The following is a 13791-nucleotide window of genomic DNA, read 5'->3' as shown; positions in this document are numbered from 1 at the left end:
GTCTACGCCGACGCGGGTGCGAGCGGTGTCCCGGGCAGCGGGACACCGCCCGGCGGTTGGTCGGCTACCCCGCGCTGCCGCCGAGGCTGCCGGTGTCGACGCCGATCAGGTCCAGGATGGCTTCGATCGCGCCGGGGGTGCCTGCGACGGCGCTGCCGAGGTCGAGGACCGCGGACCCGACCTCGATCGGGCTCCCGACGAACACCGGCTCGAAGTCGACGGCCGGATTGGTGATGTTCGGGTTGATGCAGACGCCGAGCGCGACGTAGACGCCGACGGGCACGTCGGGGACCTCGTACGTCCGTTCGCGGACCAATGCGTTGGTGGTGGTCGCGGACGGTCCCCACTGGAATACGGCGGGGTCGATCTGATCCAGCGGGGGCAGGGTTCCCCCCGCGAGCGCGGGAATCAGGGGGACGGCCTTGGCCGGGTTCACCAGCGCCGCGGTGCAGAAGGTCAGGGCCTGCGCGAGTCCGCTGTTGGGGTCGGAGAGCTTGATCGTCAGGTGATTGCCGTCGACCGTCGTGCTGATCGCGGGTGGCGCGGGCGGCGGGATCTGGGCGGACGCCGTCGGCGCCGCCATCGCGCTCACCGCGAGGACGGCGGTGGCCGTCCCGGCGATGGTCGCGGCCATTGTCTTCCAGCGCGCAGTTGTGGGCACGACTACCTCACCAACCCTTCGAGTCGGCCCGGCTCGGGAGTGAGCCGAGTCGACTGATGATGCCCCACGACAGCAACCGATCGGGGGAGGTGCGCAGTTCAGGTCGTGTGCGTGGCGAACAACTGGGCAAGGTGGACGCCCTCGCGCCCGGCCAGCTGGGCGGCCTGGGTGCGGCACGAGAAGCCGTCCGCGAGCAGCGTCGCGTCCGGGTGCGCGGACAGGGCGGGCAGCAGGGCGTGGCCGGCGACCGCGACCGAGACATCGTGGTGTCCGCGTTCCATTCCGAAGTTGCCGGCCAGTCCGCAACAGCCGGTGAGCTGGTGCACCGTCGCCCCGGCCAGGTCCAGTAGCGCACGGTCGGCCGCGAATCCGGTGACGGCGTGCTGGTGGCAGTGCGGCTGCACCACGACCTCGACGCCCTCCAGGCGCGGTGGGTGCCAGGGTGTGCCGTCGGGAAGGGCTGCGGTGGAGAGAAACTCGGCGAAGGTGTGTGTCGCCGCTGCCGCGAGGTGCGACCGGGGATCGTCCGGGAGCAGTTCGACCAGGTCCGAGCGCAGCACCGCGGTACACGACGGCTCCAGCCCGATGATCGGTCGGCCGGCATCGAGGTGCGGCTGCAACTGGTCGAGCGTACGAGCGAGTTGTCTTCGCGCCCCATCCAACTGGCCGGTGGTGATCCAGGTCAGACCGCAGCAGGACCGCCTCTCGGTCAGCTCGACTCGGTATCCGGCGTGCTCCAGCACCGTGACCGCGGCACTCGCCACCGCCGGGGTGAAGGCATCGGTGAAGGTGTCCAGCCACAACAGAACGCTGCGTTCCGCTTGCGGTGCAGCAGATCTGCGGCGCAGGGATCGGCGCGAACTCGCTCGTGCCAGCGCCGGTACTCCGCGGCGCGGGTCGAGTCCGGCCAGCCGCAATCCGGTGCGCCGCAGGAACGGCACCCCGGTCGCGGCGTTGACGACACGCGGTGCCCGGGTCGCAGCGGCCGCCCAGCGAGGCAGCCAGCCGAGCGTGTAGTGGCCCCGCGGGCGCAGTCGCCGCCTATACCGGCGATACAGCACCTCCGACTTGTAGGTGGCGATGTCGACCCCCGCCGGGCAGTCGGAAGAACACGCCTTGCACGACAGGCACAGGTCCAGGGACTCGGCGAGTTCTCCGGCGTCGAACCCGCTCGACACGAGCGTGCCGTTGATCGCTTCCTGCAGTACCCGCGCCCGGCCTCGGGTGCTGTCCTTCTCGTCCCGGGTCGCCAGGTACGACGGGCACATGAATCCGCCGGATTCCGAGCGGCACTTGCCGATTCCGACGCACCGATGGACCGCGGTCGAGAGGTCGCCGCCATCGTCGTGCAGCGCGAATCCGCCGGCCCGGGTGACCGGCCGGGCAGCGGGTATCCGCAGATCCGCATCCACCGGTGCCGCGTCCACCACCACGCCGGGGTTCAGCACGGCGTCCGGGTCGAACAGCGACTTGAATTCCGCGAACGCCGAGAGCGCGGCGGGGGAGTACATCAGCGGCAGCAGTTCGGAGCGTGCGCGTCCGTCGCCGTGCTCACCGGACATCGAGCCGCCGTGCCCGGCGACCAGTGCGGCCGCGTCCAGAAGAAATGCGCGGAAGCGATCGGGCGCCCGAACCATCGGGAAGTCCAGTCGGACGTGCACGCACCCGTCACCGAAGTGGCCGTACAGCAGACCGTCCACGTCGTGCTCGCCCATCAGGTCGTCGAAGTCGCGCAGGTACGCCCCGAGACGGTGCTGGGGCACTGCGGCGTCCTCCCATCCGGGCCAGGCCGGGCGCCCGCGCCGGGTGCGTCCCGACAGCCCGACGCCGTCCGCTCGGATCCGCCACAGGGCCGCCGACTCGGGCCCGGTCGCCACGACCCTGGTATCCACCGCGTTCGACGCCGCACACAGCGCCGCGGCGTCGGCGAGCGCCTGTTCGGCGGTGTCCCCGGCCATCTCGACGAAGAGCCAGCCTTCGCCGCGGGGCAGTTCGGGTACGGCGGCGGCGCCCTTGTGTCGTCGGACCACGTCGACCAGCCGGGCGTCGATACCCTCGACGGCGAGGGGGCGGGCCGCCATCAGCGCCGGGACGTCGTCGGCGGCGTCGGGCATGGCCGGGTAGCCGAGAACCACGAGCGCAGTCGCGGTGGGGACCGGAACCAGGTCGACGGTGGCGTCGAGGATCAGGCCGCAGCTGCCCTCGGTGCCGACGAATGCCCTGGCGAGCGCGTGCCCCCGTTCGGGCAGGAGGTGCTCGAGGGAGAATCCCGACGCCTGCCGGTCGAAGCGGCCGAGCTCGGTGCGCAGCGTCGCCAGGTTTGCGGTCACGAAGGCGTCCAGCCCGGGCACCACGGACAGGTCGTCGGCGAGGACGCGCTGCGTGCCCGTGCCGTCCAGGATGCGCAGCCGGCGTGCGTTCTCGGCGGTCCGCCCCCAGGCGACGGCGCGTGGGCCGCAGGCGTTGTTGCCGAGCATGCCTCCGAGGGTGCACCGGTCCTGCGTCGACGGATCCGGGCCGAAGCGCAGACCGTGCGGTGCGGCGGCCCGCTGCAGCGAGGAGAGCACCACCCCCGGCTGCACGACCGCGGTCCGGGCGCCCGGATCGAGGTCGAGGATCCGGTTCATGTGGCGACTGAAGTCGAGCACCAGTCCGGCGCCGATCGCGTTGCCCGCTACGGACGTCCCCGCTCCGCGAGCCGTCACCGGGACGCCGTGGGCGCGGCCGGCCGCGAGAGTTGCGGCCACGTCCTCGTCGGAGCGCGGGAACACGACCGCGGTCGGGGGTACTCGGTAGTTCGAGGCGTCGGAGGAGTACTCGGCCCGACGGCGGGTGGAATCGTCGACCTCGCCGTCGAGGCTGGAGCGTAATTCCGCGACGGCGGCGCCTGTCGTATCCGCACTGGGCACGGTGCCGATACTACGACCACCGCACACTGTCGCGCCGGGCGCGCATGGCCGCTGACGTGGCGTAATCGAATGATGCTGTTAGACAGAACGATTGATTGAACGCGGCAGATTTCGAGAAGCCCTGACCGGCGGGTGTGAGTCGTGCATGATGGCTGCCGGCGTGCGCACCGCGCGCACCACCATCCGCACCCGACCATCATCGAGAAACGGACACGCTGTGAGGACATCCCGCAAGAGCACCGCACGACTCGCCGTCATCGCCGGCCTCGGGGCCGCGGCACTGGTCGCCAACCCGGCCGTCGGTTCCGCCGCGGTCGCGGGCACCGCGAACGTGACGTCGAGCGGCAACACGATCACCGTCAAGTTCGCCGACGTCAGCTCCCCGTCACTGATCGCCTGCTGGGTCAGGGTGGACAACGCGAGCGGCACCGAGTCCACCGCCAACCCTGTACTGATCCTCGGGAACCCGGGCGCCGGGACCTTCGTCTCGCAGGGACTGGACAGCGGTGACTACACCGTCCACGCCCTGTGCCTGGACGATGACGGCTCGACGCCGCTGACCCCCGTCGACGGCGTGCCCGTCACCGTCGGCTCCGCCACCAGCTTCGGCAGCGTCACGCTCGACACCGGCAGCCTGGGCCTCGACGCCGGCAGCCTGAGCCGGATCTTCGGCAGCTGACGGTCGTGGCCGCTCACCGTGCAGGTGAGCGGCCATGGCACTCCCGCCGCGCGGGCCAGGCGCGATCGCTCACCCGGCGGGCAGCGCGTCGAGCAGGTCGCCACCGCCGCGGGTGCCCCGCGGACAGGCCGCCTCCGGATCGGTCACCCGACCCGCGTCGGAACGGGTCCATTCCCGCACCGCCCACCGCTCGGCGATCGCCCACCGGCCGTCGCGCCGCTCCATCAGGTCGACGAAGCGTGCCCCGCTGGTGAAGTCGCCGCGGTTCGGGTGTCCCCAGTGCACATTGGTGGAGTAGGTACCTCGCCCGCGATGCGCGTGCGCAACGCGGCGACGGCGGGGGTGTGGCCTGAGGGTTGGACACGGTGCCGATTCTGCGGCTGCCGCGTGATGATCCGGCATCGCTCGGTCAATCATGTTGTTAGACAGTATATTTCGATTGTGTTCAGTCTTCCGAGAGTGTGACGTCGGGCCGGGTCGGGGGTGCATGATGTCGGCTGTCATGGACTCGCATTCCGGCGAGCCGGTTACCCGTCAAGAAATGGATCACTGTGAAGACTTCTCGTAAGAGCGTTACCCGCGTGGGTGCCGTTGTCGGATTCGCCGCCCTCGCACTGGTCGCCAACCCTGCACTGAGCTCGGCCACGGCCGCCGGTTCGGTTCACGTATTCAAGCCCAGCGCCGACACCATTCAGGTCGATTTCACCGGTATCAGTTCTCCCACCCTGAGTGGATGCTCCGTGGACGTGCTGGAGGAGTTCGGCCGGGAGAGTTTCCACGGCGACGTAGTGTTGACCGGGAATCCGGGCGACGGTACGTACACCTCGCCGCCCCTCAATCCGAACTGGAACTACAAGGTCGTCACGTCCTGCGTCGACGCGGACGGAGAGATCCCCCTTGTCAACACGACGCCGGAGCCGACACTCGCCTTCAGCGTCGATTACAACATCGGTCTTTTCACGTCCCTGTTCGCCAGCTGATCGCCGGTGCTCCTCCTCGGCAGTCCTGGCGCCGGGGTCTATACGCAGAAATTCGACAGCGGTGACACCGTCTCCGCCTCCTGCCTCGACGGCGACGGAACGACGGTCCTCACCCCCCAGGCGGGGTGCCGGTGACCCTCGGAACGAGCTTCGGAAGCCTGACGACCGATGATCCGCTGCATGGCGTCGAGCTGCGGGGCCGGTCGGTGGCGAGGTGCTGTTTCGCCGGATACCGGCAGCGGGGGCGCGATCTTCGGCAGCTGACGAGCCGGTCCGGTCAGGACGCGGCACCCACCCGCGCGCGCAACGTGTCGAGCAGATCGCTTCCGCCGCGCGTGCCCCGCGGGCCGGCCGCCTCGGGTGCGATCATCCGGCCGTCGTCGGATCGGGTCCACTCCCGTACCGCCCAGCGTTCGGCGATCGCCCACCTGCCGTCGCGCCGCTCCATCAGGTCGACGAAGCGTGCCCCACTGGTGAAGTCGCCGCGGTTCGGGTGTCCCCAGTGCACATTGGTGGAGTAGGCCTCGCTGATCGCGACGTCGCCGAACAGTTCCACGAGATGGTTCCCGACGTGGTGCATGGTGCCGCCGAGCAGTTCCAGCTTCGGCCCGACCCAGGCGATGTACTCGTCGACCGTGCCGTCGAATCCGGTGTGGTGGTCGATGCCGTCCGGGTGGTAGCAACCGCGCACCAGATCGAGATCGAGCCGGTCGATGCCGCGGCAGTACCGCAACACGACCTCGCGGATCTCCTGCTTGTCGAGAAGCTCTCGTAGTTCGCGCGACTCCACCGTCATCGAGCCTCCTCCTTCAACCCGACCAGCCGGTCGAGCAGGTCCGGGACGTCCTCGGCGGCGGCGCCGAACGCCACCGGCCGGAACACCGCGACCGTCGCGCCGGCCTTGTGCCACTGCAGCGCCCGGTCCGCGGTGGCGTCCAGATCCACCGCCCCGGACGCGTCGTGCACCGGCGTCACCGACACCTGAATCCGCGCCGAATCGGGATCGCGGCCGTGCTCGGCGAAGCATTCCCGGAGCAGCGCGACCGACTCGCCGAAGGCCGCCATGTCGGTGGGGTTGACGGTCCAGCCGTCCGCGACCCTCGCGATCCGCTCGAAGTTGCGCCTGCTCGGGCCGAACCCGAACAGCACCGGCACCCGGTCCTGGGCAGGCAACGGGTACGAGTGGAAGTCCTCGAACGCGAAGTCGCGACCGGTGAACGTCGCCGGCGGCGGCGCCCACAATGCGCGGCAGGCCGCGACGGTCTCCTCCATTCGGCCGAACCGGGCGTCGAACGGCACACCCGCCGCGGCGTACTCCGCCTCCTGCCAGCCGACACCCATCCCGATCGCGACCCGGCCACCCGAGATCGCGTCGAGCGTGGCGATCTGTTTGGCCAACAGCAGCGGCGGGCGGAGGGTCGCGATGAGCACCGACGCACCGAGCCGGGCCCGCCGGGTCACCGCGGCGACCGCCGAAAGCAGCGAGATCGGTTCGTACCACGGGTGGTCCAGCGCGAAAACGAACCCGTGCTCGGCGGCCCGTTCGGCGTGCGCGGCCTCGTTGAAGCCGAGGTGGTCACCGGTCGAGATCAGATCGAACCCCACGCGATCGGCGTGCGCGGCCAGGTCGAGCACCGGCTGGATCCGGCCGCCGTACAGCGCTTCGGCGCCCAGGATGTTGAGTCCCACTTCCAGGGCCGTCACGGACGGAGCAGCCTCTGCGCGTGTTCGCTCAGGTCGCCGGTGTGGTCGATGCAGCACAGCCGTTGCGTGAACCGCCACCGGCCGTCCACGGACTCGAAGCGATCGAAGTAGCGTCCGACGAGGATCGGCTGCAACGGGAGGTCCGCGGTGCCCTGCAGCACCGTCACGTACGAGACCGCGCTCGCCTCGGTGTTGTCGTCCGAGACGGACACGCGGACGTTGGTGGTGACGTGCTTGGTCCGCGGGGACGGCGGGTCGCCGTGCATCTTGACGAACGTTTCGTTGGCGCGCTGAACGGCCGCCGGGTCCCGCTCGATGAGCCCACCGAGCGGCACGCCGTCCCCGTCGCACTGTCCGTAGGTGGCATCGGCGAACAGAGCCGCCACCGCGGACAGTTCACCGCGGTCGATCAGATGCGAGTACGAGAAGACCAGGTCCCGGATCGCCTCGGTCGCGGCGAGCCGCTCGATCGTGTGCCGCATGTCCAGCATGGCCGGCCCCTACAGCTTGACCTGACCGCGGGACACCTTGCCGGTCGCGTTGCGCGGCAGCGGCTCGGTGGTCAGCCGCCAACGCGTGGGCACCTTGAAGTAGGAGAGCCGGTCCGCGGCGAACGCACGCAGCTCCTCCTCGCCGACCGTCGCCCCGGCGCGCACCACGACGATCGCCGCGACCTCCTGGCCGAGGTCCTCGTGCGCCTCGCCGACGACCGCGCACTCCGCGACGTCCGGATGCTCGTCGAGAACCTGCTCGATCTCGGTGGGGTAGATGTTCTCGCCGCCGCGCAGGATCAGGTCCGAGCGGCGACCGGTGAGCCGCAGCCGGCCGTCCTCGACGCGACCGAAGTCGCCGGTGTGCAGCCAGCCGTCGCGGATCGACGCCGACGTCGCCTCCGGGTTGTCCCAGTAGCCGAGCATCACGTACGGGCTGCGGACACACACCTCGCCCTCCTCGCCGTCCGGCAGCCGCTCGCCGAACGGGTCCCGGATCTCCATCGCGACCGCGAAGATCGGCCGGCCGAGGGTGCCGGGGAACTGCTGCACGTCCATCGGGGTGGCGACGGCGATGCCGGTGCTGCACTCGGTGAGGCCGTAGCTGTCGACGAGGGAGTCCTTCGCGAACGGCACCTCCTCGCGCAGGCGCTCCTTGAACGCCACCGACGACGGGGCCGATGCCAGCGCGAACGCGGTCAGCGACGAGGTGTCGTACTTGCGGACGTTGCCGTGCTCGATCAGCCGGGCAGCCATGGTCGGCACCGCGCCCCAGTTGGTGATCTTCTCCCGCTCGACCAGTGCGAGCACCCGGTCCACGTCGAACTTGTCCTGGTACAGGACCACCGCGCTGCCGGTGGCGAGGCGGGGGACGACGATGTTGTGCAGGCTCGCGATGTGGAACAGCGGCGAGGTGAGCAGGTAGCGCAGGTCGCTGGGCCGGTTCGGGTCGTACTCGCGCCCGGCGAACGCGTCGAGCAGTGCGTCGCTGTAGCGGTGGTAGTCGGCCACGGCCAGCAGGTTGCGCTGCGAGTGCAGGGCGCCCTTGGGCTTGCCGCTGGTGCCGCTGGTGAACAGGATGACCGACGGGTCGTCCTCGACGACCTCCGCGGTCCGCAGTGCGGCACCGCGATGGGCCTCGATCAGGCGCGGGACGTCCTGCTCCATCGTGAGCACGGGAACACCGGTCTCGGCCTCGGCGAGGAGGGCGACACGCTTGGCGTCGGCGATGAGCACCTTCGGCGTGGTCAGCTCGATGCCGTACGCGATCTCCCGCGGCACCCACCACGCGTTCAGTCCGACCGCGATCGCACCGAGCGACTGGGTGGCCCAGAACGCGATCACCCACTCGACGGTGTTCGCGGCGAGGATGCCGACCCGGTCGCCGACACCGATGCCGTACTCGTCGGCGAGGGCCTCGGCGAACGCCGCGACCTGCTCGGCGTGCTCACGGAACGAGATCCGCCGATCCTCGGTGACCAGATAGTCGCGGTCCCCGTACTCCAGCGACGCGGTGAGCAGTTCGTGCACCGCGTGGTTGCGCTGCCGCATGACCGGCATCCGCGTGCCGCGGACATCCTCGTCGACCAGCTCGAAAGGAGCCCCCGGTCCCGTCAGCCGGGACACGACGGCCGCGAGGTATGCCTGCGGATCGGTGGATGCAGTCATGAGATCGGGACCTCCCTGTACTTGAATTGGCGAGAAGGATCACACGGCCAGGGGGGTGCATGGAAGGCTTTTCCACTGACCGGGACTGGTGCGGTTCGGTTCTCGGGCCCTGGTTAGCGTCGGTCGAACATTGCTGGACCGTGCGCCGACTCCGGAGCCCGCGCCCCTCGCCGGTGCCTCCGCCCTGACCGTCGCAGTGCACAAGCAGACAACGGGAGTGGAATTGGAACGCGCGACGATCGCCGAGATGCTGCTGGATCGCCTCGGAGACGAGCACCTGGGCACCCGGACGCGGGATCGGGACTGGACGTGGGACGAGACGGTCCGTGAGAGCGCGGCGCGCGGGGCGCTGGCCGCGTCGCTGCGCCGGGAGGGGCCTTTCCACATCGGTGTGCTCCTCGAGAACGTTCCCGAGTTCCTGTTCTGGCTCGGCGGCGCCGCGCTGACCGGGGCGACGATTGTCGGCATCAACCCTACCCGCCGCGGTGCGGAACTCGAGGCCGAGATCCGGTACGTGGACTGCCAGCTCATCGTCACCGACGCCGAGGGTATGGCGAAGCTCAAGGGCCTCGACCTCGGTCTCGACGAGGACCGCTTCGTGCTCGTCGACGACCCGGCCTACGCGGACACCGTCGCCGCGCACCGCGTCGCGGAGCCCGCCCTGGACCCGTCGATCGACGAGTCCTCGCTGTTCCTCCTGCTGTTCACCTCGGGCACCACCGGCATGTCGAAGGCGGTGCGGTGCAGCCAGGGCCGGCTCGCGCGTCTCGCATACGCCAACTCCGCGAAGTACGGGCACTCGCGCGAGGACGTCGACTACTGCTGCATGCCGCTGTTCCACGGCAACGCGCTGATGGCGCTGTGGGCGCCCGCGCTGGCCAACGGTGCCACCGTCTGCCTGCCGCAGGCTTGCAAGTTCTCCGCCTCCGGGTTCATGCCCGACGTGAAGTTCTTCGGCGCCACGTTCTTCACGTACGTCGGCAAGGCGCTGTCGTACCTGATGGCGACCCCCGAGCAGCCCGACGACCTCGACAACACCCTGGTCCGCGGGTTTGGCACCGAGGCCTCCCCGGAGGACAAGGTCGAGTTCGTGCGCCGCTTCGGCGCGCAGCTGTTCGAGGGCTACGGCTCCTCCGAGGGCGCCGGTTCGGTGAAGCTGGACCCCGAGGCCCCCGAGGGCGCGCTCGGCAGGCCCGCCCACGACGAGATCGCCATCGTCAACCCGGAAACACTCGTGGAATGCGTCCGCGCGAAGCTCGACGAGCACGGCCGGGTGCTCAACCCGGACGAGGCGATCGGCGAGATGATCGACAAGGGCGGCGCCAAGCGGTTCGAGGGCTACTACAAGAACGAGCAGGCCATCGCGGACCGGATCAAGCACGGCTGGTACTGGACCGGCGACCTCGGGTACATCGACGAGGACGGGTTCATCTACTTCGCGGGACGCAAGGGCGACTGGATCCGCGTCGACGGCGAGAACACCTCCGCGTTGATGATCGAGCGGATCCTGCGCCGACACCCGAAGGTCATCGCCACCGGCGTGTACGCGGTCCCGGACCCGCGGTCCGGCGATCAGGTGATGGCCGCGATCGAGGTCTCGGACCTCACCGACTTCGATCCCGAGGAGTTCGCGTCGTTCCTCGGCACACAGGACGATCTGGGTACCAAGTCCGCCCCGCGCCTGGTCCGGGTGTCAACCAACCTCCCGGTGACCGGATCGAACAAGGTGCTCAAGCGGGAGCTGCAGGCGCAACTGTGGCGTTGCGACGAACCCGTATTCCACTGGCAGGGACGAGGCGAGCCGACCTACGTGGAAATGTCCGATGATGACAAGCGTGAACTGGAAGCGCAATTCGCGGCGTCGGGCCGGCAGCGGTTCCTCGGCGCCTGAGGTAACGAGGCCGGAGCCGACCGTGCCCGAGCCCAGTGGTCGCCCGGTCACCTTGGTGACCGGCGCGAGCCGAGGGATCGGTCGCGAAATTGCACTCGCATTCGCCCAGAGCGGATTCGACGTCGCCCTCACCGCCCGGACGGGGCGGGAGGGCGGCAGTCGGGGCGGATCGCGAGCACGCGGCGAATCCGTCCTCGTCCCCAGTGACCTGGAGGACACCGCTGCGCGGGTTCGAGCGTTCGGCGTCGCCGCGCTGCCGATCCCGATGGATCTCCTCGACGGGGTCTCGGTGCTGGCGGCGGCGGATCGGGTGCTCGAAACGTGGGGTCGCGTGGACGTTCTCGTCAACAACGCCTACGTGCAACCCGCCGGCATCGTCGATGGGGCGCAGGGCGTCGAACTCGACGACGCGACCCTGATGACGCGCGGGAACTACCGGCACCAGCTGGCCCTGATCCAGCGGGTGCTGCCCGCGATGGTCGGTCGGGGTTCCGGTGTCGTGATCAACCTGCTGTCGGGCCCGGAGCCGACGGAACCGGCCGGGACGGACACCGCTCTGAGCCCCTCCCACGCGACGTCGAACGCCGCGTTCCGGCGTCTCGCCGCCGCGGTGAACGCGGAGTACCGGCACCGCGGGGTGCGCGCGTTCAACCTCGGCCCCGACGCCGCGGTCGCCGAACCGGGCGAGGAGGCCGGGGGCGACGGCGTGCCGTCCAGGATGGTCGCCAGGTCGGCGTTGTGGCTGGCCACCCAGCCCGCCGCCGACCGGTTCCTCGACAACGTGGTGTGGGTGCCGAAGCCGGCGAGTCCGCTCGCGGCATGAACTGGTCTGCGGGACAACAGGAAAGGGTGTGCGTGGCGTGAAGTTCGGTGTGGTGGTTTCGGTCGAGTCGGGGATGACGGGGGACCGGTCGTGAGCGCGAATGCGGGCAGCTCGCAGCCGATGCCCGACGTCGTGACCACCGCGCCGAGTCGCCGCCCGGTCGCCTTGGTGACCGGCGCGAGCCGCGGCATCGGCCGGGAGATCGCGCTCGCCTTCGCCCGCAACGGATTCGACGTCGCCCTCACCGCGCGGACGGTGCGGGAGGGTGACGGGCGGGTGTCGCCGCGCACCCACGGTGAGCTGATTCCGGTGCCGGGCAGCCTGGAGACCACCGCCGCGGAGGTACGGGCCCTCGGCGTCGACGTGCTGGCCGTGCCGATGGATCTGCTCGACGCCACGTCGGTACTGGCGGCGGCCGATCGGGTACTCGAAACCTGGGGTCGCGTGGACGTTCTCGTCAACAACGCATATGCGCAGACCGCGGGCAACATGGACCGGCTGCTCGACATCGAACTCGACGACGCCACGGTGATGATGCGCGGCAACTACCTGCACCAGCTCGCGCTGATCCAGCGGGTGCTGCCCGCGATGGTCGGTCGCGGGTCCGGCGTCCTGATCAACCTGGTGTCGGGATCGGCGACCATGGATCCACCCGCGGCACCCGGCGAGGGCGGCTGGGGGCTGTCGTACGCGGCGTCGAAGGCCGCGTTCGGCCGGATCGCCGGTGCCGTCAACGCCGAGTACCGGCACCGCGGGGTGCGGGCGTTCAACCTCAGTCCGGGCTTCGTGGTCACCGAGTCGGGAGCCGCCCGCGGCGGCACCGACGCGATCACCGACAGCGGGTTCGACACGGTGCCCGCGACGGTCCCGGCCGAGGCGGCGGTGTGGCTGGCGACCAACCCGGATGCGGACCGTTTCCTCGGTAAGGTCGTGTGGGCTCCGAAGCTGGTGGACTCGATCGCTGCGTGATCTGCGCTGCGGGACAACGGGAAAGGGTGTGCGTGGCGTGGTGAAGCTCGGTGTGGTGATGCCGGTCGAACTGGGGATGGCGGGGGACCCGGAGCAGGTTCTCGAATTCGCCAGGGCGGCCGAAACGCTGGGATTCGACGAGATCTCCGCGGTCGAGCACGCGGTGGTGATCGCGAACACCGGCAGCGAGTACCCGTACTCGCCGACCGGCAAGTCGCACCTGCCCGACGACTGCCCGCTGCCCGATCCGCTCGAACTGCTCTCGTTCGTCGCCGGCGCCACCACCCGGCTCGGCCTGGCCACCGGAGTCCTGGTGGCGCCCAACCACAACCCGGTCGTGCTGGCCAAGCGGTTGGCCACCCTGGACCGGCTCTCCGGGGGACGCACCCGGATCTGTCTCGGGGTCGGCTGGATGCGTGAGGAGATCGAGGCGTGCGGCGGCGACTTCACCCGCCGCGGCAAGGCGACCGACGAGGCGATCGCCGTGATGCGCGCGCTGTGGGACGGCGGGTCCGACGGCGTCGACTTCGCCGGTGAGTTCAACTCGTTCGCCGGTGCCTACTCGTTCCCGAAGCCTTTCCGGGAGAGCGGGGTTCCGCTGTACATCGGCGGGCACAGCGTGGCCGCGGCCCGGCGGGCCGGACGGGTCGGCGACGGATTCCAGCCGCTCGGGCTCGGCGGCGACGACCTGGCCGGCGCGGTCGCGACGATGCGCTCGGCGGCCTCGGACGCCGGCCGCGACCCTGCCGACGTCGCCCTGGTCCTCGGCGCGACCCTGCCGCGGATGGACGAGTCCAAGGTCGAGTGGGCGCGCGCACTCGGCTCCGACCGCATCCTGCTCTCGGCGTCCCGGCACGCCACCACCTTCGGCGCCGTCCTCGACGAGATGGCCGCCTGCGCCGAGCGGATGCAGCTGGTCTGACCCTTCCCTGGAGTTCCGTAATGTCACATCGGGTCACTTGACGACCCCCGATGTGGACTTAAGGAACCCCGGGGGGGGGGAGCCGCCCGGGCGG

Annotated in this window: 13 protein-coding genes; 6 read left to right on the top strand and 7 right to left on the bottom strand. The window is 70.2% G+C overall.

Annotated features, from left to right (window positions below; all coding sequences use genetic code 11):
- Positions 1 to 64 precede the first annotated feature (64 nt).
- A complete protein-coding gene (locus ACWDU4_RS26580; RefSeq protein ID WP_450116948.1) occupies positions 65 to 661 on the bottom strand; it encodes a hypothetical protein in 597 nt (198 codons plus the stop codon).
- A gap of 98 nt (positions 662 to 759) precedes the next feature.
- A complete protein-coding gene (locus ACWDU4_RS26575; RefSeq protein ID WP_450116947.1) occupies positions 760 to 3570 on the bottom strand; it encodes an FAD-binding and (Fe-S)-binding domain-containing protein in 2811 nt (936 codons plus the stop codon).
- Between the two features lie 217 nt (positions 3571 to 3787).
- Here ACWDU4_RS26575 and ACWDU4_RS26570 point away from each other — a divergent pair, with 217 nt between their 5' ends.
- On the top strand, positions 3788 to 4249 hold the full coding sequence (locus tag ACWDU4_RS26570) for a hypothetical protein (RefSeq protein WP_450116946.1): 462 nt from the start codon (positions 3788 to 3790) through the stop codon (positions 4247 to 4249).
- Positions 4250 to 4318: 69 nt separating this feature from the next.
- Here the strand turns inward: ACWDU4_RS26570 and ACWDU4_RS26565 are convergent, their stop codons facing one another.
- On the bottom strand, positions 4319 to 4534 hold the full coding sequence (locus ACWDU4_RS26565; protein ID WP_450116945.1) for a hypothetical protein: 216 nt from the start codon (positions 4532 to 4534) through the stop codon (positions 4319 to 4321).
- A 296-nt stretch (positions 4535 to 4830) separates the two neighbouring features.
- Here ACWDU4_RS26565 and ACWDU4_RS26560 point away from each other — a divergent pair, with 296 nt between their 5' ends.
- A complete protein-coding gene (locus ACWDU4_RS26560; protein WP_450116944.1) occupies positions 4831 to 5229 on the top strand; it encodes a hypothetical protein in 399 nt (132 codons plus the stop codon).
- Between the two features lie 277 nt (positions 5230 to 5506).
- Here ACWDU4_RS26560 and ACWDU4_RS26555 read toward each other — a convergent pair whose 3' ends face one another.
- Genes ACWDU4_RS26555 through ACWDU4_RS26540 form a run of 4 tightly spaced genes read right to left on the bottom strand, consistent with a single transcriptional unit; the run spans position 5507 to position 9092 of the window.
- Positions 5507 to 6025: a nuclear transport factor 2 family protein gene (locus tag ACWDU4_RS26555; protein ID WP_450116943.1), complete on the bottom strand. Its 519-nt coding sequence runs from the start codon at positions 6023 to 6025 to the stop codon at positions 5507 to 5509.
- Positions 6022 to 6933, bottom strand: coding sequence for a TIGR03619 family F420-dependent LLM class oxidoreductase (locus tag ACWDU4_RS26550; RefSeq protein ID WP_450116942.1), 912 nt, complete (start codon positions 6931 to 6933; stop codon positions 6022 to 6024). The genes ACWDU4_RS26555 and ACWDU4_RS26550 overlap by 4 nt, the downstream gene beginning before the upstream one ends.
- Positions 6930 to 7424: a nuclear transport factor 2 family protein gene (locus ACWDU4_RS26545; RefSeq protein ID WP_450116941.1), complete on the bottom strand. Its 495-nt coding sequence runs from the start codon at positions 7422 to 7424 to the stop codon at positions 6930 to 6932. Before ACWDU4_RS26545 ends, ACWDU4_RS26550 begins: the two co-directional genes overlap by 4 nt.
- Before the next feature lie 9 nt (positions 7425 to 7433).
- Entirely contained in the window at positions 7434 to 9092 is a 1659-nt protein-coding gene (locus tag ACWDU4_RS26540; RefSeq protein ID WP_450116940.1) for a class I adenylate-forming enzyme family protein, read from the bottom strand.
- Positions 9093 to 9309: 217 nt separating this feature from the next.
- On the opposite strand from ACWDU4_RS26540, the gene ACWDU4_RS26535 reads away from it, so the two are divergent.
- From ACWDU4_RS26535 to ACWDU4_RS26520, 4 genes are all read left to right on the top strand, one after another.
- Positions 9310 to 10983 (top strand): AMP-binding protein, encoded by a 1674-nt coding sequence (locus tag ACWDU4_RS26535; RefSeq protein WP_450116939.1) that lies wholly within the window; start codon positions 9310 to 9312, stop codon positions 10981 to 10983.
- A 22-nt stretch (positions 10984 to 11005) separates the two neighbouring features.
- A complete protein-coding gene (locus ACWDU4_RS26530; RefSeq protein ID WP_450116938.1) occupies positions 11006 to 11806 on the top strand; it encodes an SDR family NAD(P)-dependent oxidoreductase in 801 nt (266 codons plus the stop codon).
- Positions 11807 to 11926: 120 nt separating this feature from the next.
- The gene (locus tag ACWDU4_RS26525) at positions 11927 to 12775 is read left to right on the top strand and encodes an SDR family oxidoreductase (protein WP_450116962.1); all 849 of its coding nucleotides are present in this window, start codon (positions 11927 to 11929) and stop codon (positions 12773 to 12775) included.
- A 40-nt stretch (positions 12776 to 12815) separates the two neighbouring features.
- The gene (locus tag ACWDU4_RS26520; protein WP_450116961.1) at positions 12816 to 13697 is read left to right on the top strand and encodes an LLM class F420-dependent oxidoreductase; all 882 of its coding nucleotides are present in this window, start codon (positions 12816 to 12818) and stop codon (positions 13695 to 13697) included.
- Positions 13698 to 13791: the final 94 nt, after the last annotated feature.

It is taken from the genome of Rhodococcus sp. NPDC003348 (assembly GCF_053589375.1).
This window is presented reverse-complemented; position numbering and strand designations above follow the sequence as displayed.